We start from the raw sequence: 19,485 nt of genomic DNA, 5'->3' as shown, positions 1-19,485 counted from the left end.
ATTCAAAGGTGGACATCAATAGAGAACGGATTCAAGAAATCAAACAAGAGTGGAGGAAAGATGAGCCCAGCACGACTCAGACGAACTGCGGTCATTAGCTTGCTTGCCCCTTCGGTAATACTTTCCTGTCTAACCCCGACGGCAGCACAGGCGGAGACGCGAACGACCTACAACGGTAGATCGTATAATTACACATGGTACGACTATGCATCTTCGGGGGACTTTGTTCATCATCGCTTCAATACAGCTTCGGACTCCGCGGCCGCTATGGCTGACTACTTGGAATGGTGTGGCAGGCATGCAGGGGCTTGCAAGTGGAATCTAGTTCCCGTGGGAGGGACGTTTAAGGGCACAGACTATCTGGCCGGATCTACAATCAACAAAAATTGCACGGATAACCTGTCAGACAATCAGTACGTCACCAGCAGATCGGTGAAGGACTCGGTAACAAAAAGCATATCTACCAGCGAGTCCACAACGACGGGAATCAGCAACTCTCTTGCGATCGAACTCACAGAGAAGGCGGGGCTCCTGGGATCCGGAATAGAGACCAAGATCTCAAATACGTTCACTTATTCGTTCGAGCAGGCCTTTGAAACGCAATTCGGATACGAGACCTCGGCGGAAACATCGAGCGGCACGGAGTTCAGGCGCTTCTGGAAGGGAGATCCTCTGAGCAAGGCGTCGGCCTACTTCGCACCGATTCTTCAAAAGTATCGCGTCGAATTGACCGGGGCGGATATTCTGGGCCTCCCGGCCGGGTATCCGGTGGAAGCCAACGGAAAGGTGTGGTACCTCGGCGACCAAAGCAGCAGCCCACCTCGTTGGGGATTGGGGGGAATGAATCCACTGACCTTCCAGTACGGAAATAAAGAATCCTACCGCCACTTCACCATAAATCTGCCGGCCAAAGGTTCGCAGTCGGTGATGACAATGAAGTCAATCTTCATGTCAGCCGCTGAAGTGCCCGGCACCGCCGGTTGTAACGTTGCCGAATGGTCTGGGAACGCTGGTCAGAACCCCAAGAATGGCGTAGTAACAATGCGCGCAAATTTGAAGCCATGGAAATACTTCGCGATTTCGTACAACCCGGGAAGCGCCGGGTGTAGCGGATACACCAGAGTATCGGTTCAAGCTGTCGGCAAGTCTCCGATCGTCGCACAGACTTACGTATACCCTATGACTGGATCAAAACTTGGCGTATACCAGTACACCCGAGCGGGAACTGAAAGCACGGCAGCAGGAATCACATCACCTGGCCCTGCTGGGGCATACATTCGCGTAGACTGTAGAGATAGTACGGGCGTGTATCGACCAGCGCAAAATTTCAAGATGAAGGTATGGCCCCAGCCCTGGTTGGACTAGGGATCAATTCTAGAAAATAGAGAGTGCCGTGGAGACTGGCTCGGTCAGGCCGTCTCCACGGCTTCATTTCGCTTCGTTGAGAGCAGCCGTCGCACCCGGGGCATCTTTCTGTTGATGTCTCACCCTGCCCCGCGCTGGACCTGCCGCTTCACCGTAATCGCAATCAGCGCGTTGGGGCCCCTTTCTCCCTGGTGGCCCAACCAGCAACACCTCATGAAATCGGCAGACGAGTACAAGAAATCGGGGCACTGCTTCTGTGCGCTGAGGCCGCAGTATTGCAGCAGAGGTCTGGAACACAAGGGCAGACCGCGCGAAGCAATGGTATCTCCTCACGAACTGACACGGTAGAAAATTTACCGGGTTCGCTCTCCGGAATTCGGGGGGTGACTCACATGCGGGCATACACCACAGTCGGACGGGCAGATATCAAGTAATTATCGATGATATTAAACCTACAACGACCGTACTAGTTCTTTGTAGATTCCTCTCCTCCCGAAACGGGTTCGTGTTTGCACGTATCCCAAAGGGCACGCTTGATATCTCGTCGACTGTCCACTCCCAGTTTACGGAAGACACTGAGGAGGTGGTTGTCCACGGTCCGCTTGGACACAAATAGCTGTTCACCGACCTCGGCATTGGTATGCCCGTCGGCAACGAGCAGTGCAATCTCCAATTCGCGACCAGTGAGAGGCACTTCTGCTGCCGCTGCAGCCATCATCGGGGTCCAGGCACCCTCACACTTCCCTCGCATCCGGTTCATTAGGCGAATGGAGGCCATTGTTCCTCGAGTGTTTCCGTTGCGCTGCAATACGGCTGCTGATTGTGCCGTAGCATCTGCACACAGTAGCAGTGCTCCAGCATCCTTGAATTCGCGAGCGGAACGCATTAGATCGTCCGCATTGCGATGCTGCGTCGCCTTTGCGAATCGAGCACGCATCGCAGTGAAGCCGCCAGACGAAACTTCTGCTAGGGAAGACAGCCTCTCAACTATCCGACTATCCGTGCCGGCAAGTCTGCAGAAGTCCGTGAGCAGTCGCGCTTCACTGGAGTGGTGTCCCATAGAACGCGCGAAAGCGATTCCGTCCACTAGGTAAGCGCGCGCGTTGCTTAGCTGTCCCCTGGTAGCGGCCAGCCAAACCTTACCTAGGCACAACTCCGGTAGAAAGGTGCCCCATGGTGTCATACCTTGCATTTCGTTGACGATTCGTAGGGCAGCTGCCTTATCCTGAATGAGGGCAAAAGATTCCGCAAGAAGCGCTAGCGCTGGATAAAGCGGTCCATCGTATTTCTGTCGACGCGCTAGGGCCGCCGCCTGTGATGCCCAGCGACGGGCAGTCCGCGGGCGCCCGTTAAGCAGGGCTGCGCGAGCCAGCGAGGAAGCCATCAAGGTCATACTTACGGGATCATTGTCAGCGCTTGCGTCATTCCAGCCTTTGAGAATGAGCGTGTAGGCTTCATTTAGTGATCCAGCCTCTTGGAGGGCACATGCTACGGCTCCAATGTTCTCCGAGGGGTGGAGGAGCGCTGGAGGGTCGATCAAGTTTTGACGCTCCTCATAGGCTTCCCGCGCGGTGGCGAGGCCTTCTTCTACCCTCCCTCGCAAGGCGAGGACAGCACCGAGTGCTCCCTGACCGACCGCTCGGATGTGAACGTTAGGGATGTCGGAAACGTTTCTCAAGTGCTCAAAAGCCTCATCCATCTTGCCCATGCACGCCAGCCCCACGCCACGCGCCGTAGTCAGCGTGGCCTTGCCTTCTGGTGTATGTGAGCGTTCTGCAGCTACTGAGTTTAGCCGGAATGCCTCGTCAGGGTCGGCCAACGCCCAGAGCAGCACGCGACAGAGGGCCAAAGTGGCATAGACATACTGGTCTTCACCTCGCGCCCGCGCAGTTGCCGATTTCAGCACCTCAACCGACCTCTGCACTTCCCCCAGCTCGTACAAAGCCTCGCCTAGCAAGAACCGCGGCCAGAATCCGTCGTCCACTCGGCATGTAGCCTCGGCCAGGACCTTCACCTGCTCATAGTCATACGACCGCCTCGCTACTCGTGTCCCCTTAAGTAGGGTGCTGGCATCGACTTCAGCCCGCGCTGAGAGTTCCCACTGAGCGATGAAGCGGAAGTCTTCCTCCCTACGTGCTCCGACCGCACGTACACGCTCAGCTTGCTCCAACAGCAATTCGCTCTTGCGTGTTGGGGTTACTTGCGCGCGAAGAACCTCACCATAGACAGGGTGGGTAAGCTCCAACACTGTCCGGCGCCCGTGGCAAATTACTTTTACAAGGCCTGCTGACTCGAGAGCGGAGACTTCCTTCTGATTGTATACGCCGGAGACTCCACAAAGTGCCAGCGTCTCCAAGAGAGCTCTCCCCTCTGGTTCGACGCTGTCGACTCTTTTCTGGACCAAATCCATGAGGTGAGGAGTTGGTTTCTGCACGCCAGAGATTTCCCACAGATTACCGTCAAAGCGCAGGGTTCCCGCACCAAATGCACCAATCACTAACTCGCGCAGGTAAAGCACATTCCCTTCGCTCACGTGAAAGAGGTAGTCGACGCTACGCGGTTCGATCAGCCCTTGGAGAGTGGCCTCCAGTAGTTCTACAATCGCTTCCCTATCCAGGTAGGACAAATTGCAGCGCGCGGTAGAGTCGCGGTATACAAGTCTGGATACACTTCGCGGTGTTTCCCTGTACTCATCTATCGAGACGATCATAAATGCGATTCCCGAACCGGTTAGCAGTTCCAGCACGGCAGCCGACGCGTCATCCAGTAGATTGGCATCGTCCACAAGAATCGCAATAGGCCTGTCGCCCCCCCTCCGCTTACTCCCACTTCGAAGGTACTCGACGATCTTCCGGAATGACGCCAATGGATTATTTGGATCGAGCCCTTGAGGAACCGCATTAGCCAGTGCGTCGAGAGGGAAGAGTGCCCCAGACAAAGTAATGGTCCGCCACGTTTTGTATCCAGCATCCTCGGCTGCTCTCAAACACTCCTCAGCGAGCCGACTCTTCCCCACTCCCTGCGGCCCAGCGATGAGAAATGCACGGCAGGAGGAATCTGCCAAAGCTTCCCTAAAAATGGCGAGTTCGGAGTCCCGTCCGGTGAACGGCCAAGTCCCAGTTACTCTGACCAACGCACACACCTGCTCTTCGACAAGGTAGATGGATCGGTTCGTGGAGAGAGTTTCCGGGTGCGCGTTGCGCATTCCTCTGGTGCCACACCCGCGCTCATGGCAGTTGCTGTCGAAAACCCCTCGGTGTCCGCATGGTCTTGCCGACAGAGCCTAGGCACGTGACCGCAGTCGCCGTGGCGTGCCTAGGATTCTACGGCGAACATGGTTCCGCGGACCGCATCGCGACTTGACGCCGTGTCGCCGATATCGGATCACGCGACTGCGGCCGGGTCCTATGTCGCTCGTGGGAAGTAAACAGCACGGCTTCTGAGCCACGGCCAGCTCGAGCAGCAGGGCGTCGCCCGGGCGGATGGTGGCCTAGCGGCTCGGCGTGCCGTACCAACCGCTCCTCGTATCTCCTTGAGGGTGACGATGCTCCCCGGTGTGCTCGAACTCCATGGCCTCGACCACGACGAGCGCCTCGATGAGCATGACTTCCTGGCCGCGCCAGAGATCGTCGCTCTCGATGCTCGGGCTGACATCGACTCGGAGCTTGCGGCCCCCGGTGAAGATGTCGGTGGTGTCGTCCTCATTGGCATGGAGGAAGACACCGAAGCCGGCTGGCGGCTGGGCTCAACCGGTCGACCTCCTCTTGGAGGGCCACGCTCTGATCGAGCCTCACGGAGCGTGTTCGCCAGCTGTTCGTTCTGCGCGGAAACACCGGCCAGGTTTGTCTGCAGCTCGACGACCCTCTTCTCGAGAATCCTCGTGCGACCGCGGACCAGTCACCCTGCCTGCGGCACAGAACCGCAACCTCTTCCCGAAGGGAGGCGACCTGGCCGGCAGGATCCGAACCGGTCTGTCTGGGGCTTGCCCCCTGTGGCCTGCTCGTCCTCACCCTGTGTGGACGCCATCGCCCACTCTCCCGCGATTTGAAGAACTCCGAGGGATCAGCTCTACGCTGCGGCGGATACTCCGCCTTCCGCCGCTCCTGCACCGCCGTTCCACCCCACAGCCCCCGCACCCCTCCCGACACCCGAACGCCGCGCACAATGCAACCAGCGGAAACTCCTCCGCAAGATCACTCACATCCAGGCTGCGCAGATTCACGCCATTCACAATCAAGATCCCTTCCAGTGTGCTGCGGTGCTGCTCTCGTCTTCGCACTGCACCGCATCGCTCGCCCCAGGAACATGAGTCACACATGCCCATTCCTTGCCAATCCGGTGGATGGGCATAGACGGGGCAGTCGGGGCAGCGAAGCCAACGAGCAAGGTTCACCGCCTTCCCGCCCAGGCTCGGCCAGGCGCGTAAGCCGCTTCCTGTCCCGCAGGGTGCAAATAGGTATGTACGGCGCATGTGCCGCAGCTCGCTCTTGCTGTTCGCTTGAGACATGAACACGCTGCGAGAGACATCGGGGTTGCCGCCGGTGCAGGCATCGGAGTCGTGCGCAACCGACAGCTACCAGTACCGACTCCCCCACTGCCCCACAGCCGCATCAACCGCGCGCCAAGAGGCCAGGGCCGTATTGGAAGGATGGAATCTGAGTGAGGAAGAGATCTACGACGCGCTTCTTGTCGTCTCAGAACTGGTCACGAACTCAACTGAACATGCCCTCCCCCCTGTGGTATTGGAGCTGCACATACTCCAAGATCAGGGAAAAGCAGCCGTAGGCATCGAAGTCACGGATGGCGGCCCCGCCACACAGGATGGCACGTGGACGAGAAGCTGCGAGCCGGAAGAGCACGGCCGAGGTCACCTCGTAGTCGACACCATTTCCATGGAGCCCGGTAGCGTCTTCACAATCCATAACCACTGGGAGGATTCGTGAGAATGCTTGCCCTGCATGTCGCAGCCAGCGAGATAGCCCAGCAAGCCAGGCTGAACAGCGCACGAAAGCTGCAGGAATGGCGCCTTCCGCAGGACTGCAGGACTGGAACCAGCTGCCACCTTGAGCCTGTCCTACCCGGCGATGTCCTCGTCCTCGCCGCATGCAACGCCGACCCCAACGAGCCTGAGCTCGCATGGCTCTATATCCCCTACGCTCACGTGCGGTTCCTGCGCATCGACCGGGTCGATCTGCCTGAACTTCACCTCACCGAGACACATGCATTCACCTCGATCGCGGGAGTGCGGCTCGGCGGTGAGATCACCGCATCCATTAGAGCTTCAGCAAGGCGAAAAGGCACGCTACAGCGAGCGTTTCCGGGTGTCGATCTTTCCCTGCTGGTCCCGCAGTGGAACGTAAGCGGAAGGCAGTGATCCAAAATGGTCCTGAATATGATCGCAGCCATTCCGATCATTGGTATCGCCATCGCAACCATAGCGTTCTCGCTCTGGTGCGAACAGGGCACCGTGAGCTCACGAGATAGAAATCCTCGCGAGGACAGCGACCCCTGAATGGGAGATCTACTCTGCAGAAATTGCCACGATCTTGGGAGAACTCATGCACTGCCTTTCAACCTGCCCCTGCAAGAACCCCTCCCCAGCGAAGATGAAGTCGCTGTTCCTTGACTTGATCGAAAACACGTACAGCGTGCCGGAAGAGCGCCGACTCAGATCGATGACCGCGCATCCGTCAACGCATCCAAGGGATCCGGGCCGATGAGACCCGACCGCAACCGGGCTCCTTCGACTCTCCAGGCCAGGGTGCGAGCTGCTGCCATACATTCCGGTGAATCGCCCCGGGTTTTATGGAGACATCGTAGACCCGGAAGGATGCCGATCATGGCTGCTCCCCGTAAGGACGCCGACGAACTGCGCGAACGTGCGACGCGGCTGGCGGTCGAGGCGCGCAAGGACCCCACCGGCAGGGCCGGTGCGATCAAGGGGATCGCTGACCAGCTCGACGTGCATCCCTAAGCCCTGCGCGGCTGGGTTAAGCGCACCGAGACCGACGAGGGCAGCGTGCCAGGCACCACCAGCACTGACGCCGCCCGCGGATCAAGCGGGGGTCGACCGCGGCAAGTGGAAGGGCATGAAGGCGAGCTTGATCTCTCGGTGTGGATCTTCGTTCGAGCGGAAGATGAAGTCGTGCCTCTCATCGCTGGCGTAGCGTCCGAGCCGCTTGAAGTTCGGGTGCTCGCCGAACTTGGCTGCGGCTTTGGCGATGACTTCCGTGGGATTCTCCGTACGGATGAAGAGCAGGAGAGCGGCCTTCGTGTCGCGCCAAACCAGGTAGCCCAGCAGCTGGTCCAACGTGTCGGCGTACCAGTGTCGCAGATCGAATCCGCTGCCCTGGCTGCACGTCGTGCACGGCCGTCGAACACCGCTGTCGCGCATTCGTCGCTTCGGGTTCAGGCTGGAATTCCGCACGTCGTAGTCCCGAGGGGTGCGCCCATGAAAGCCGTGGCCGATTCCGCAGTGGGCAAGTGGCTCGCGGGCTTCCTGGAGCAGCCGGTCGTGGGGATGGCTCCGTGGATCGTCTTCGCCGTTCTCTCCGGCCCGGGGCGCTTCGAGGTGGCGGTGCTGATCGCCCTCGGGATCTCGGTCGTCTTCGTCGTCCTCGGAAGGGTCCTGCACCCGGGCACCTCGTTCAAGATCCTCGAAGTGGCCGATGTGGTGTTCTTCGCGATACTGGCGATCATCGGCGCGACCGCCAGTGACGCGACCCACGAGTGGCTGGAGACGTACGCCGACGAGGTGGCCAACGTCGTCCTCGCGCTCATCGCCTTCGGCTCCATGGCGGCCCGGGTGCCCTTCACCGTGCAGTACGCCCGCGAACAGGTGGACCCCCAGTACTGGAAGACCCCCGCCTTCGTGCGGACCAACTACGTGATCACGGCCGTTTGGGGGCTCACGTTCCTGGTTGCGGCCGTCTCGGGCGGCATCGGTGATCTCGTCCTGCGCGAGCCGGACAACATCTGGACCGCGTGGATCTTCCCGGTCCTGGCGATCATCGTCGCGATCCGCTTCACCGAGTGGTACCCGGACTACGTACGGGCAAAGGCACGTGGCAGCGAGCACGTGCCGACGGCGGGCGGTCTGATCTACCCGCTGGTCGGACTGCTGATCCCGCTGGGCGTCGTCGTCCTGATCGCGGAGGACGCGACCTGGCTGGGCATCGCCCTGATCGTCGTCGGCCTGCTGGGGGCCCGGGCGCTGAAGCCCGACTCCGCGGAGGAAGAGGCGAAACGCCCCGTCGAATAGATCCCGGACGCGCCGAGAGGGCTCACCCTGGTCGGCGGGACCGGTGAGCCCCCTCGGTGTGACGACGGCGGATCGTCAGCCGGTGCCCACGAACAGCACGAACAGCAGCCAGGCGACCGGTGCCGTCGGCAGCAGCGAGTCCAGACGGTCCATGATCCCGCCATGGCCGGGCAGCAGTGTGCCCATGTCCTTGATGCCGAGGTCACGCTTGATCATCGACTCGCCCAGGTCGCCCAGGGTGGCGCTGGCGGCGATCGCGAGACCCAGCAGCAGGCCCTGCCACCAGGTGCCGCCGTCGATCAGCAGCGGCATGCAGAGCGCACCGGCCGCCATACCGAAGGCCAGAGCGCCGAACAGACCCTCGCGGGTCTTTCCGGGGCTGATGCGGGGCGCGAGCTTGTGCTTGCCGAATCGCCAGCCGATCGCATAGGCACCGGTGTCACTGACCACGGTCAGCAGCAGAAATGTGAAAACCCGCTGCGGCCCGTCGGTGGCGGTGAGCATCATCGCCACGAACGTGGCGAGGAACGGCACGTAGAAGGTGGCGAAGAGCCCCGCCGTCACGTCCTTGAGGTAGCCCTCGGGGGACTCGGTCATCCGCCAGACGAGCACGGCCAGCGCGGTGAACGCGGTGGCCACCCACGCGCCCTCCGCACCGCGCACATAGCCGGCCACGACCATCCACGCCCCGCCCACCGCGAGCGGCACCAGAGGCGCGTTGATGCCCTTGCGCTCCTTGAGGCGCGAGGTCAGCTCCCACAGGCCGACGACCACGGCAGCCGCGATCACGGCCACGAAGACGGCCTTGACGATGAAGAGGGACGCGATGATCACCGCGCCGAGCCCCACACCGACACCTATCGCCGCCCGCAGATCCCGGCCGGCACGCTTCTTCTGCGGCGGCTGCGAGGGCTGCGGCGGCTCGGAAGCCGCAGACGGCGGGGGGATGGGCATGGGCTCCTGCGGCATCTCTTCGCGGACCGGGGAGCCACTCCATCGAGCAGCCCCCCGGTAGCGGTCGTCGCGGTCTTCTGCGTCTCTACCTGTGTCGGGAACGTCCGGCACGACGGGCATGGGCCGCGTCTGACGGGCGTCATGCACATCGTATGCGGGACCCGCCGAGGCGGCCCGCTGGTCGGGCGGCCCCCAGTGGTCGGGGCTGTAGCCCGCACTCGGCGGGGCTCCCCAGGAAGAGTCGTTCATCAGACCTCGAGCAGCTCGGCTTCCTTGTGCTTGAGCAGCTCGTCCACCTGCGCCACGTACTTCGCGGTGGTGTCGTCGAGCTCCTTCTCCGCCCGGCGGCCCTCGTCCTCGCCGACCTCGCCGTCCTTGATCAGCTTGTCGATGGCCTCCTTGGCCTTGCGGCGCACGGAACGGATCGAGATCCGGGAGTCCTCGGCCTTGCCCTTGGCGACCTTGATGTACTCGCGGCGGCGCTCCTCGGTGAGCTCGGGGAACACCACTCGGATGATGTTGCCGTCGTTGCTGGGGTTGACGCCCAGGTCGGAGTCCCGGATCGCCTGCTCGATGTTGCGCATAGCGCTCTTGTCGAACGGGGTCACCACGGCCATCCGCGGCTCGGGCACCGAGAAGGAGGCCAGCTGGTTGATCGGTGTCAGCGCACCGTAGTAGTCGGCCACGATCTTGTTGAACATCGCCGGGTGCGCACGCCCGGTGCGGATCGCGGCGAAGTCCTCCTTGGCAACCACGACGGCCTTCTCCATCTTCTCCTCGGCCTCGAGGAGGGTCTCTTCGATCACCACTTGCTCCTGCGTGTCTTGAGTGGGCCCGGCGTGTACGTGTGACGGTTCACTCTACGAATCCGCGTGACGACTGCGCTCGCGAGTCCGGTTTCGAGTGCGCGTTACGAGTACGAGGCCGGAGAAACTTGGCGTCGCGTTCCCCTGCACGGTGTCCGACCGGCAGGGCTTTGTCCATCCCGCCCCCCTGGAGAGGAGGGCGGGCCGGGTCAGCCCCGGGTGCCCTGGTCGCTCACCAGCGTGCCGATCTTCTCACCCCGGACGGCCCGCGCGATATTGCCCGCGGCGAGCAGTTCGAAGACGAGGATGGGCAGCGAGTTGTCACGGCAGAGGGTGATGGCGGTGGCGTCGGCGACCTTGAGGTCGCGGGAGATCACCTCGCCGTACTCCAGCGCGTCGAACTTCACCGCGTCCGGGTTGCTCTTGGGGTCGGAGTCATAGACACCGTCGACACCGTTCTTGCCCATGAGGAGCGCCTCGGCGTCGATCTCCAGGGCGCGCTGGGCCGCGGTGGTGTCGGTGGAGAAGTACGGCATGCCCATACCGGCGCCGAAGATCACGACGCGGCCCTTCTCCAGGTGGCGTACGGCCCGCAGGGGGATGTACGGCTCCGCGACCTGGCCCATGGTGATGGCGGTCTGGACACGCGAGTCGATGCCCTCCTTCTCCAGGAAGTCCTGGAGGGCGAGGCAGTTCATGACGGTGCCGAGCATGCCCATGTAGTCGGAGCGGGCCCGGTCCATACCGCGCTGCTGGAGCTCGGCGCCGCGGAAGAAGTTGCCGCCGCCGATGACGACCGCGATCTCTGCCCCGTCACGGACGACCGCGGCGATCTCCCGTGCGATGGCGTGTACGACGTCGGGGTCGACGCCCAGACCGGTTCCGCCCGAGAAGGCTTCACCGGACAGCTTCAGCATGAAGCGGCCGGCTTTCATGCCGGTGTGGTCGCTCTTGTCGTCGGCTGCCTGGTTGGCGTCCGCGCCCTTGTTCATGGAGATCTCCTCGTGCACATACGAAGAAGGCCACTGCCGATGGGTGCTGGTGTCCCTGCGGCAATGGCCTCCTCGTCAGATCTGCGGTCGTCGTCCGGCGTTCACGCGGCCTACGACTGCTGGGAAAACCCTATCGGGCTCCCGTGTAGCTCGCGTACCGGCTCAGATGCCGACCTTGATGCGCGAGAAGCGCTTCAGGGTGACACCAGCGTCGTCCAGGATCTGCTGGACGGACTTCTTGTTGTCGAGCGCGTACGGCTGGCCAAGGAGGGTGGCGTCCTTGAAGAAGCCGTTGATGCGACCCTCGACGATCTTCGGGAGGGCGGCCTCGGGCTTGCCCTCGGCGCGGGTGGTCTCCTCGGCGACACGGCGCTCGGTCTCGACGACCTCGGCCGGGACGTCCTCACGGGAGAGGTACTTCGGCGCGAAGGCGGCGATGTGCTGCGCGACGCCCTTGGCGACCTCGGCGTTCGGCTTGTCGAGCTCGACCAGCACACCGATCTGCGGGGGCAGGTCGGGCATGGTGCGGTGCATGTACGCGGTCACGTAGGCACCGGAGTACTGGGCGAAGCGGTCCAGGACGATCTTCTCGCCGAGGTTGGCGTTGGCCTCGTCCACGTACGCCTGGACGGTCTTGCCGGACTCGATCTCGGAGGCGAGCAGCGCCTCGAGGTCGGCCGGGCCGGTGGCGGCGACATGGGCGGCCAGGGTGTTCGCCACGGCCAGGAACTTCTCACCCTTGGCGACGAAGTCCGTCTCGCACTTCAGCTCGAGGATGACGCCGGAGGTGTTGTCGTCAGCGATCAGGGAGACCACGGCGCCGTTCTCGGCGGAGCGGCCCTCACGCTTGGCGACACCCTTCTGGCCCTTGATGCGCAGCGCCTCGACGGCCTTGTCGACGTTGCCCTCGGCCTCGTCCAGCGCCTTCTTGCAGTCCATCATGCCCGCGCCGGTGAGCTCGCGGAGCTTCTTTACGTCAGCGGCGGTGTAGTTCGCCATGTCTGTGAATCTCTCTGGAGTCGAAGAGTCGAACGATCTACGGGTGAACGGCGGGGGCTTCTTGGGCCCCCGCCGTCAGCTTCCGGACCTGAGGTGTCAGGCCTGCTCAGCGTCCGCGGCCGGGGCCTGCTCGGCGTCCGCGGCCGGGGCCTGCTCGGCGTCCGCGGCCGGGGCCTCGGCAGCGGCCTCGGCCGGCTTCTCGGCCTCAGCAGCCGGAGACTCGTCGGCCTTCTTCTCGGCCTCGGCGGCGGGGGCCTCGTCGGCCTTCTTCTCGCCCTCGAGCAGGTCGCGCTCCCACTCGGCCAGCGGCTCGCCCGCGGCCTTGTCGCCCGGCTTCGAGTCACCGGTGGCCACGCCGGAGCGGGCGATGAGGCCCTCGGCGACGGCGTCGGCGATCACACGGGTGAGCAGGGTGACGGAGCGGATCGCGTCGTCGTTGCCCGGGATCTTGTAGTCGACCTCGTCGGGGTCGCAGTTGGTGTCGAGGATCGCGACGACCGGGATGTTGAGCTTGCGCGCCTCACCGACGGCAATGTGCTCCTTCTTGGTGTCGACGATCCAGACGGCGCTCGGCACCTTCTGCATCTCGCGGATACCACCAAGGGTCTTCTCCAGCTTGGCCTTCTCACGGGAGAGGACCAGGAGCTCCTTCTTGGTGAGGCCGGAGGCGGCCACATCCTCGAAGTCGATCGCCTCAAGCTCCTTCAGACGCTGAAGGCGCTTGTAGACGGTGGAGAAGTTGGTGAGCATGCCGCCCAGCCAACGCTGGTTGACGTACGGCATCCCGACGCGCGTCGCCTGCTCGGCGATGGCCTCCTGGGCCTGCTTCTTGGTGCCGACGAACATGATGGAACCGCCGTGGGCAACGGTCTCCTTGACGAACTCGTAGGCGCGGTCGATGTACGACAGCGACTGGAGCAGGTCGATGATGTAGATGCCGTTGCGCTCGGTGAAGATGAAGCGCTTCATCTTCGGGTTCCAGCGACGGGTCTGGTGACCGAAGTGGACGCCGCTTTCCAGCAGCTCCCGCATCGTGACGACGGCCATGGCCGTATCTCCTTGATTCTCGGTTATGTCCTGACGCCCCGGCGCGCCGTGCCGCGAGGACCGAGGGGCGCGACCACCGACCGCTGAAAGGGGTGGTGGCGGGGCGTGCGAAGTCGACCCGGTGGCCCGGATCGCCAGAAGAAGTGTACGGGACCCGCGCAGTGCCGGGTGACGGCACTGTCCACAAGCGGTCGGTTGTCCACAGATCCCGGCCATGATCAGCGAGGTTGACGCGAATCCGGCACGGTCGGGGCATGAGACGCGTAGCGAAGTCCGTGAGGGGCGCGCTGCTCGCCCGGGCGCTCGCCGTGGTGGTGTTCGCGTGGGTGAGCCTGGTGAGCGCGGGCGCCGAGGCCCGGGGCGGGGCGCCGAAGCAGGAGCCGGAGCCGGCCGGGACCTGGCCGGTGAGGCCGTTGGGACAGCCGCGGCCGGTGGTGGTCCGGGGCTTCGAGCCCCCGGCCGGGCCCTATGGACCTGGGCATCGCGGGGTCGATCTGGCCGCGCCACCCGGCGCGGAGGTGCGGGCTGCGATGGCGGGGCGGGTGTCCTTCGCGGGACCGGTGGCGGGGCGCGGGGTGCTGTCGATCGTTCTGGCGGGCACCGGGGAGCCTCCCCTGCGCATCACCTATGAGCCGGTGCGCCCGCTGGTCCGGCCGGGCACCGAGGTCATCAGGGGGGAGGTGGTGGCCGTCCGCGCCGAGGCGCCTTCGCACTGTGCCCAGGGGTGTCTGCACTGGGGTCTGCGGCGTGGGGACGCCTATCTCGATCCGCTGTCGCTGCTGCCCGCGTCCGCGCTGCGACGTGGTCCTTCCCGGCTGCTGCCGGTCTTCGGAGTGCCACTGCCCGCGTCGGGGTCCGGGCGTCTGATGGCTGCCGCGGCACGGCCGGCGCGGGCCGGAGCCGACGTCTTCCAGGGGGTGGCCCTGGCCGCGGTGGCGGTCTGGTCGCACCGCGCGCTACGCGGCCCGCCGCCGCTCGGACGGGTCAGTCGCCCCGGACGCCCCGCAGGGCCATGGACACCGCGGCTTCGGCGATCTCGGTGGGATCCTCGGCGGCGCCGAGCTCGATACGGCGGACCGCGGCGTCCACGACGCCCTGGAGCAGCATGGCGGCGAGACGGGGCTGCTGGTGGCCGAGCTCCTCGAGGGCCTTGACGATCATCGCGACGAGGCCGCCGTGCGCGGCGCGGATCTTCTCGCGTGCGCCGTCGTCCAGTTCGCTCGCGGAGATCGCGACAACGGCCCGGTGGCGCCGGTCCCCGACCAGATCGAGCTGGCGGCGGACATAGGCCTCGACCTTGCCACCGGGCGTCGCGGCCCGCTCCATGGCGGTTTCCACCTCGGCGGCCCAGACCGGGAAGTCGACGGCGCACAGCTCCTCGACGACTGCGGCCCGTGAGCGGAAGTACTCATAGACCGAGGACCTGGCGAGCCCGGTGCGCTCGGCGAGGGCGGGGAAGGTCAGTGCATCCGTACCGCCTTCGGACAGCAGGGAGCGCGCGGCATCAAGGAGGGCGCCGCGCTGCATGGTCCGGTGCTCGGCCACAGAGGCCGCTCGAATCCTTGGCACGGAACCACTGTACGGGCGGCGTGGTCCCGGCGGACATGGACGAACAGGATTGAGGGCTGGCCACGGCGACTACGCGCGGGGCACGTGTCAGCGGCCGACGTCCGCGAGCTTGGCCCGGAGCTGGAGGACCGACTTGGTGTGGATCTGGCTGACCCGGCTCTCGGTGACGCCGAGGACGTTGCCGATCTCAGCGAGGGTGAGGCCCTCGTAGTAGTACAGCGTGACAACGGTCTTCTCGCGGTCGGGCAGCGTGTTGATCGCGCGGGCGAGGAGCCGTCTCAGCTCCCGGCCCTCCGCGACCTCGACCGGGTTGTCGGCGGCGGTGTCCTCCAGGGTGTCCATGAGACTGAGCCGCTCGCCGCCCTCACCTCCGACGTGCAGCAGCTCCTCCAGGGCCACCACATTGGCGAGGGACAACCGGCTGAACACCGCGTGCAGTTCTTCGAGCCCGATGCCCATCTCCTCGGCGACCTCGCTCTCGGACGGTGTGCGTCTCAGCTGCGCCTCCAGCGTGGCGTAGGCACGCTCCACGGCCCGGGCCTTCTGCCGGACCGAGCGGGGGATCCAGTCCAGCGCCCGGAGTTCGTCGATCATCGCGCCCCTGATGCGGGTGATCGCATATGTCTCGAACTTGATCGACCGCTCGATGTCGAACTTCTCGATGGCGTCGATGAGTCCGAAGACCCCGGAGGAGACGAAGTCGGCCTGCTCCACGTTGGACGGCAGTCCGACGCTCACCCGTCCAGCGACGTACTTCACCAGCGGCGAGTAGTGCAGGATCAGCTGCTCCCGCAGCCGTCCGTCACCGGTGGCCTTGTACGACCGCCACAACTCGTCGAGCGACGAGGGCGCCGGCGGGCGCACAGGGCCACGGGCGGCGGGGGGCACCGCCGCGCGGTCAGACCCGGAGGTGTGCTGGGGCATGCGTTGCCTTGAGCCGTTCTGCTGTGGGGTGTGAGGGGCTGTCGGTGGGGTTGGCCGGTGAGGGAATCTGGAGCGTAGCGTGACTGAACGGTTGCGGTGCGCGAACAGCGGTGGATCGCGCCTGTGAGGGTAGGGGGCATCGGGCAGACCTTCGATTAGCGCGCCCACCGTCGTCCGCGCCGGTGTCCGGGGGACCTCGGGGGCACGGCGAAGGTCGTCGGGATCACCCTTTCACCCGAATGCTCCAGGTCAAGCACCGCCTCGCCGGGAGTTCGCCGCCTGGAGCGCGCCCCACGCCAACTGCCAGCCTGAGCCCAGCCGTTCGACGAAGCCGAGCGACTGGAGTTCGTACAGCCTGCCGAGCGCCTCATCCGGGGTGGTCCCCGCCCTGAGGGCGATATCCCGCCCCTTCAGCACGCCTTGCGCCGGAAGCGCCTCCAGGATCCTGGTCTCCTCGAGGCCCAGGAGATCCCGTGGGAGCACCGGGCCGCGCCGGACGGGTGCGAGCTCACCGATGTCCCCGACCACCTCGACCACTTCGTCGGTGTCGGTCACCAGCACCGCCCCCGCGCGCAGCAGCTCATGCACTCCCGCGGAGAGTCCGCTGGTCACCGGGCCGGGCACCCCCATGGTGCAGCGTCCGAGCCGTTGGGCGGCGCGGGCAGTGACCAGCGAGCCGCTGCGCAGCTCGGCCTCCACGACGACCGTGCCCCGGGTGAGGGCGGCGATCACCCGGTTACGCAGCACGAACCGGCTGCGTGTCGGGTGGGCGCCCGGCGGCAACTCGGCGACCACCAGGCCCTGTTCGGCGATGCGGCCGATCAGCCCGGCGTGGGAGCGTGGATAGGCGACATCGACCCCGCAGGCGAGCACGGCGACGGTCGCCCCCTCGGAAGCCAGAACACCGCGGTGAGCGGCTCCGTCGACCCCGTGGGCCGCTCCGGAGACCATGACCCAGCCGCGCTCGGCGAGACCTGAACCGAGACGTGCCGCCATGTGCGCCCCGTAGGCGGTGCATGCCCGGGCTCCCACCACCGCCACCGACCGCAGCGCCCATTTCCGCAGGTCGGCGCCTCCCCGCAGCCACAGGCCGACCGGTCTGGTGTCGCCGAGGTCATCGAGCTGGGTGGGCCACTCCAGGTCGCCAGGGCAGAGGAAACGGCCGCCGAGCGCCGTCACCGCCTCAAGGTCCTGCTCGGGGCGTGCCGCCTGGGCCCGTACCCGGTATCCCTCGATCCGCTGATCTCCGGCTCCGGAGTGCGCGAGGTCAGGGCGGCCGCGGGAGCACAGTCGCTCCATGAGCCCCACCGGACCGTGGTCGCGCAGCCACCGCCCGCCGTGTTCATCACCCGGTTCGACGACCCTGGTCAACGCGACCCGCGCCAGCCGCTCCTCCTCGCTCACCCCGGCGGCTGTCCGGGCGCTCATGGCCAGCCTCCGACAGCGGCCGGAACACCCCGGGAGATGCCCGTGCGCAGTTGCAGGGCCAGATCGACGTCCTCGGCAGCGGGGCGGTCGCGGCCGCGGAGGTCGGCGACGGTCCAGGCGACCCGCAGGACCCGGTCCAGTCCCCGGGCGGTGAGCAGCCCCCGCTCCATGTCCCGCTCGGCCGCGGCGAGCGCGCCGGACGCCACCCGCCAGCGGACGCGCAGCTCATGTCCCGGCACCTCGCTGTTCACGCTCCACGGTGTGCCGTCCAGCCGGGCGGCCGCCCTGGACCTGGCTTCCTGGACACGGGTGGCGACCACGGCGCTGGACTCTCCCCGTCCCTCCTGGCCCTCGCGTCCCAGCAGATCGAGGCGGTTGACCGGCTCCACCCCCACCCGCAGGTCGACCCGGTCGAGCAGCGGCCCGGACAGCCTCGCCTGATAGCGGCGGATCACCGCGGCGGGGCATTCACAGCCGGTACCCAGCAGGGTGTGCTGTCCGCACGGACATGGGTTGGCGGCCAGCACCATCAGAAAGCGGGAGGGAAGCCGCACCACACCGGCGCTGCGTGCCACGACCACATGCCCGGACTCCAGCGGCTGGCGGAGCGCGTCGAGGACCTTGGCCGAGAATTCGGGAGCCTCGTCCAGAAAGAGCACCCCACGATGAGCCAGCGAAACGGCCCCGGGTCTCGGCAGGCCCTGCCCGCCTCCCACGAGGGACTGCATCGTCGCGGAGTGGTGGGGCGCGCAGTACGGGGCCGTGCGCACCAGAGGCTCACCCGGTGGGAGGATGCCCGCCACCGAGTGGACGGCCGTGACCTCGAGGGATTCCCGCCTGGTCAGCGGCGGGAGCAGCCCGGGGAGCCGCTCCGCCAGCATGGTCTTGCCCGCTCCTGGCGGGCCCTGGAGCAGCAGGTGGTGCGCTCCCGCGGCAGCGACCTCCAGCGCTGTGCGGGCGGTGTGCTGCCCGACCACCTCCGCCAGGTCGGGGGTGTGCCCCGCACCGGCTCTCCTGTCGCCCGCCAGCCCCGTGCCGACGCCGGCTCCGGGCACCAGCAGCCCGGCGAGCATCGCATCGGGCCGTCCCTCGTCCTCCGGCTCCTCCTGGGGCACCGGTTCCTCGCAGAGCACGGCGATCAGCTGGCGCAGGCTGCGCACACCCAGCACGGACACCCCTGGCACCAGCGAGGCCTCGCCCGCCGTCTGCTCGGGGACGACCACATGCCGGTATCCGGCTTCGGCCGCCGCGAGAACCGAGGGCAGCACTCCGCGCACCGGCCGGGCCCTCCCGTCGAGGCCCAACTCGCCGATGAGCACCAGATCGGCGATCGCCGCGGGGTCGATACGCTCCGCCGCGCCGAGCACGGCGCAGGCGACCGCCAAATCGAAACCGCTACCGCTCTTGGGCACGGAAGCGGGGCTGAGGCCTACGGTGAGCTTCTTCTGCGGCCACTCGGCCCCGGAGTTGACGACGGCCGCCCTGACCCGGTCCCGGCTCTCCACAAGGCTCTTGTCCGGCAGGCCGACCAGGGTGAAGGCCGCGACACCCGGTTCCAGATCGGCCTGGACCTCGACGACCACGCCCTCCACTCCGACCAGTGCCACGGAGCATGTGCGCGCGAATCCCATCAGGCCACTCCCCGCACGTGCTCGACGAGCGGCGCACCCCGTCGGGGCACCAGCACACCGACGAGATCGATCCGTACCCCGCCCTGCGGTGGTGGCGCACCGCATCGGTGCAGCCAGCATGCGGCCAGCCGTCTGAGCCGGTCCGCCTTGGCCGGAGTGACCGCGGCCATCGGATGCTGGAAGGGTCCCCCGCCAGAACGGCCCGATGGGCCAGGACCACCCGGGGGCGCCCCCCTGCGGGTCTTCACCTCGCAGATGACGGTCGCATCGCCGTCGCGGGCGACGATATCGATCTCACCGGCCCGCCCGCACCGCCAGTTCCTCGCCAGCACGACCATGCCGGCCTCGACCAGCCGACGTGCGGCGAGCTCTTCGCCGTAGCGTCCCAGTGCCCGTGTCGCGTTCATCTCGGCACCACCTCCGGCACCGACTCTGACGCGTCACTCCCCCGCTGGTGGATCTTGGTGGTTCTCGGTGGACAACCGGTTCGCTGTGGATATCCCCGTCAC

17 protein-coding genes and 2 pseudogenes are annotated in these 19,485 nt (G+C 65.5%); 6 read left to right on the top strand and 13 right to left on the bottom strand.

Annotation, left to right across the window (positions count from 1 at the left end; all coding sequences use genetic code 11):
• Positions 1-330 precede the first annotated feature (330 nt).
• Positions 331-1,365, top strand: coding sequence for a hypothetical protein (locus ACFV6V_RS06600; RefSeq protein WP_385559986.1), 1,035 nt, complete (start codon positions 331-333; stop codon positions 1,363-1,365).
• 466 nt (positions 1,366-1,831) lie between these two features.
• On the opposite strand, the gene ACFV6V_RS06595 is transcribed toward ACFV6V_RS06600, so the two are convergent.
• Positions 1,832-4,570, bottom strand: coding sequence for a LuxR C-terminal-related transcriptional regulator (locus tag ACFV6V_RS06595; protein ID WP_385559984.1), 2,739 nt, complete (start codon positions 4,568-4,570; stop codon positions 1,832-1,834).
• Between the two features lie 249 nt (positions 4,571-4,819).
• Positions 4,820-5,375: pseudogene (locus tag ACFV6V_RS06590) on the bottom strand (proteasome ATPase); the annotation flags it as partial.
• A 495-nt stretch (positions 5,376-5,870) separates the two neighbouring features.
• Between ACFV6V_RS06590 and ACFV6V_RS06585 the strand changes: the two are divergent.
• From ACFV6V_RS06585 to ACFV6V_RS06575, 3 genes are all read left to right on the top strand, one after another.
• Positions 5,871-6,308 (top strand): ATP-binding protein, encoded by a 438-nt coding sequence (locus ACFV6V_RS06585; protein WP_385559982.1) that lies wholly within the window; start codon positions 5,871-5,873, stop codon positions 6,306-6,308.
• Between the two features lie 2 nt (positions 6,309-6,310).
• Complete coding sequence (locus ACFV6V_RS06580) at positions 6,311-6,739, top strand: hypothetical protein (protein WP_385559980.1); 429 nt, start codon at positions 6,311-6,313, stop codon at positions 6,737-6,739.
• Between the two features lie 465 nt (positions 6,740-7,204).
• Positions 7,205-7,339, top strand: coding sequence for a hypothetical protein (locus ACFV6V_RS06575; protein WP_385559978.1), 135 nt, complete (start codon positions 7,205-7,207; stop codon positions 7,337-7,339).
• 81 nt (positions 7,340-7,420) lie between these two features.
• Here the strand turns inward: ACFV6V_RS06575 and ACFV6V_RS06570 are convergent, their stop codons facing one another.
• On the bottom strand, positions 7,421-7,675 hold the full coding sequence (locus ACFV6V_RS06570; RefSeq protein ID WP_385559976.1) for a hypothetical protein: 255 nt from the start codon (positions 7,673-7,675) through the stop codon (positions 7,421-7,423).
• Positions 7,676-7,816: 141 nt separating this feature from the next.
• Here ACFV6V_RS06570 and ACFV6V_RS06565 point away from each other — a divergent pair, with 141 nt between their 5' ends.
• On the top strand, positions 7,817-8,626 hold the full coding sequence (locus ACFV6V_RS06565) for a hypothetical protein (protein WP_385559974.1): 810 nt from the start codon (positions 7,817-7,819) through the stop codon (positions 8,624-8,626).
• A 75-nt stretch (positions 8,627-8,701) separates the two neighbouring features.
• Here ACFV6V_RS06565 and ACFV6V_RS06560 read toward each other — a convergent pair whose 3' ends face one another.
• From ACFV6V_RS06560 to rpsB, 5 genes are all read right to left on the bottom strand, one after another.
• Positions 8,702-9,829, bottom strand: coding sequence for a phosphatidate cytidylyltransferase (locus ACFV6V_RS06560; protein ID WP_385559972.1), 1,128 nt, complete (start codon positions 9,827-9,829; stop codon positions 8,702-8,704).
• Entirely contained in the window at positions 9,829-10,386 is a 558-nt protein-coding gene (gene frr, locus ACFV6V_RS06555; protein ID WP_385559969.1) for a ribosome recycling factor, read from the bottom strand. The genes ACFV6V_RS06560 and frr overlap by 1 nt, the downstream gene beginning before the upstream one ends.
• Positions 10,387-10,595: 209 nt before the next feature.
• The gene (gene pyrH / locus ACFV6V_RS06550) at positions 10,596-11,378 is read right to left on the bottom strand and encodes a UMP kinase (RefSeq protein ID WP_385559966.1); all 783 of its coding nucleotides are present in this window, start codon (positions 11,376-11,378) and stop codon (positions 10,596-10,598) included.
• Between the two features lie 162 nt (positions 11,379-11,540).
• A complete protein-coding gene (gene tsf / locus ACFV6V_RS06545) occupies positions 11,541-12,377 on the bottom strand; it encodes a translation elongation factor Ts (RefSeq protein ID WP_385559964.1) in 837 nt (278 codons plus the stop codon).
• Between the two features lie 96 nt (positions 12,378-12,473).
• Positions 12,474-13,424, bottom strand: coding sequence for a 30S ribosomal protein S2 (rpsB, locus tag ACFV6V_RS06540; RefSeq protein ID WP_385559961.1), 951 nt, complete (start codon positions 13,422-13,424; stop codon positions 12,474-12,476).
• A 254-nt stretch (positions 13,425-13,678) separates the two neighbouring features.
• Here rpsB and ACFV6V_RS06535 point away from each other — a divergent pair.
• Positions 13,679-14,134: pseudogene (locus ACFV6V_RS06535) on the top strand (peptidoglycan DD-metalloendopeptidase family protein); the annotation flags it as partial.
• Between the two features lie 274 nt (positions 14,135-14,408).
• On the opposite strand, the gene ACFV6V_RS06530 reads toward ACFV6V_RS06535, so the two are convergent.
• From ACFV6V_RS06530 to ACFV6V_RS06510, 5 genes are all read right to left on the bottom strand, one after another.
• Entirely contained in the window at positions 14,409-14,969 is a 561-nt protein-coding gene (locus ACFV6V_RS06530) for a TetR/AcrR family transcriptional regulator (protein ID WP_385560212.1), read from the bottom strand.
• A 111-nt stretch (positions 14,970-15,080) separates the two neighbouring features.
• The gene (whiG, locus tag ACFV6V_RS06525) at positions 15,081-15,917 is read right to left on the bottom strand and encodes an RNA polymerase sigma factor WhiG (RefSeq protein WP_385559959.1); all 837 of its coding nucleotides are present in this window, start codon (positions 15,915-15,917) and stop codon (positions 15,081-15,083) included.
• A gap of 249 nt (positions 15,918-16,166) precedes the next feature.
• Positions 16,167-17,345: a DNA-processing protein DprA gene (dprA, locus tag ACFV6V_RS06520; protein ID WP_385559957.1), complete on the bottom strand. Its 1,179-nt coding sequence runs from the start codon at positions 17,343-17,345 to the stop codon at positions 16,167-16,169.
• Complete coding sequence (locus tag ACFV6V_RS06515) at positions 17,342-18,976, bottom strand: YifB family Mg chelatase-like AAA ATPase (RefSeq protein WP_385559955.1); 1,635 nt, start codon at positions 18,974-18,976, stop codon at positions 17,342-17,344. The genes dprA and ACFV6V_RS06515 overlap by 4 nt, the downstream gene beginning before the upstream one ends.
• Entirely contained in the window at positions 18,976-19,383 is a 408-nt protein-coding gene (locus ACFV6V_RS06510) for a YraN family protein (RefSeq protein WP_385559954.1), read from the bottom strand. The genes ACFV6V_RS06515 and ACFV6V_RS06510 overlap by 1 nt, the downstream gene beginning before the upstream one ends.
• Positions 19,384-19,485 lie beyond the last annotated feature (102 nt).

The organism is Streptomyces sp. NPDC059828 (assembly GCF_042731955.1).
In the GTDB taxonomy this organism is placed as follows: Bacteria; Actinomycetota; Actinomycetes; order Streptomycetales; family Streptomycetaceae; genus Streptomyces.
Note: the sequence above shows the minus strand (reverse complement) of the source record. Positions and strands in the feature narration are given on the sequence as shown.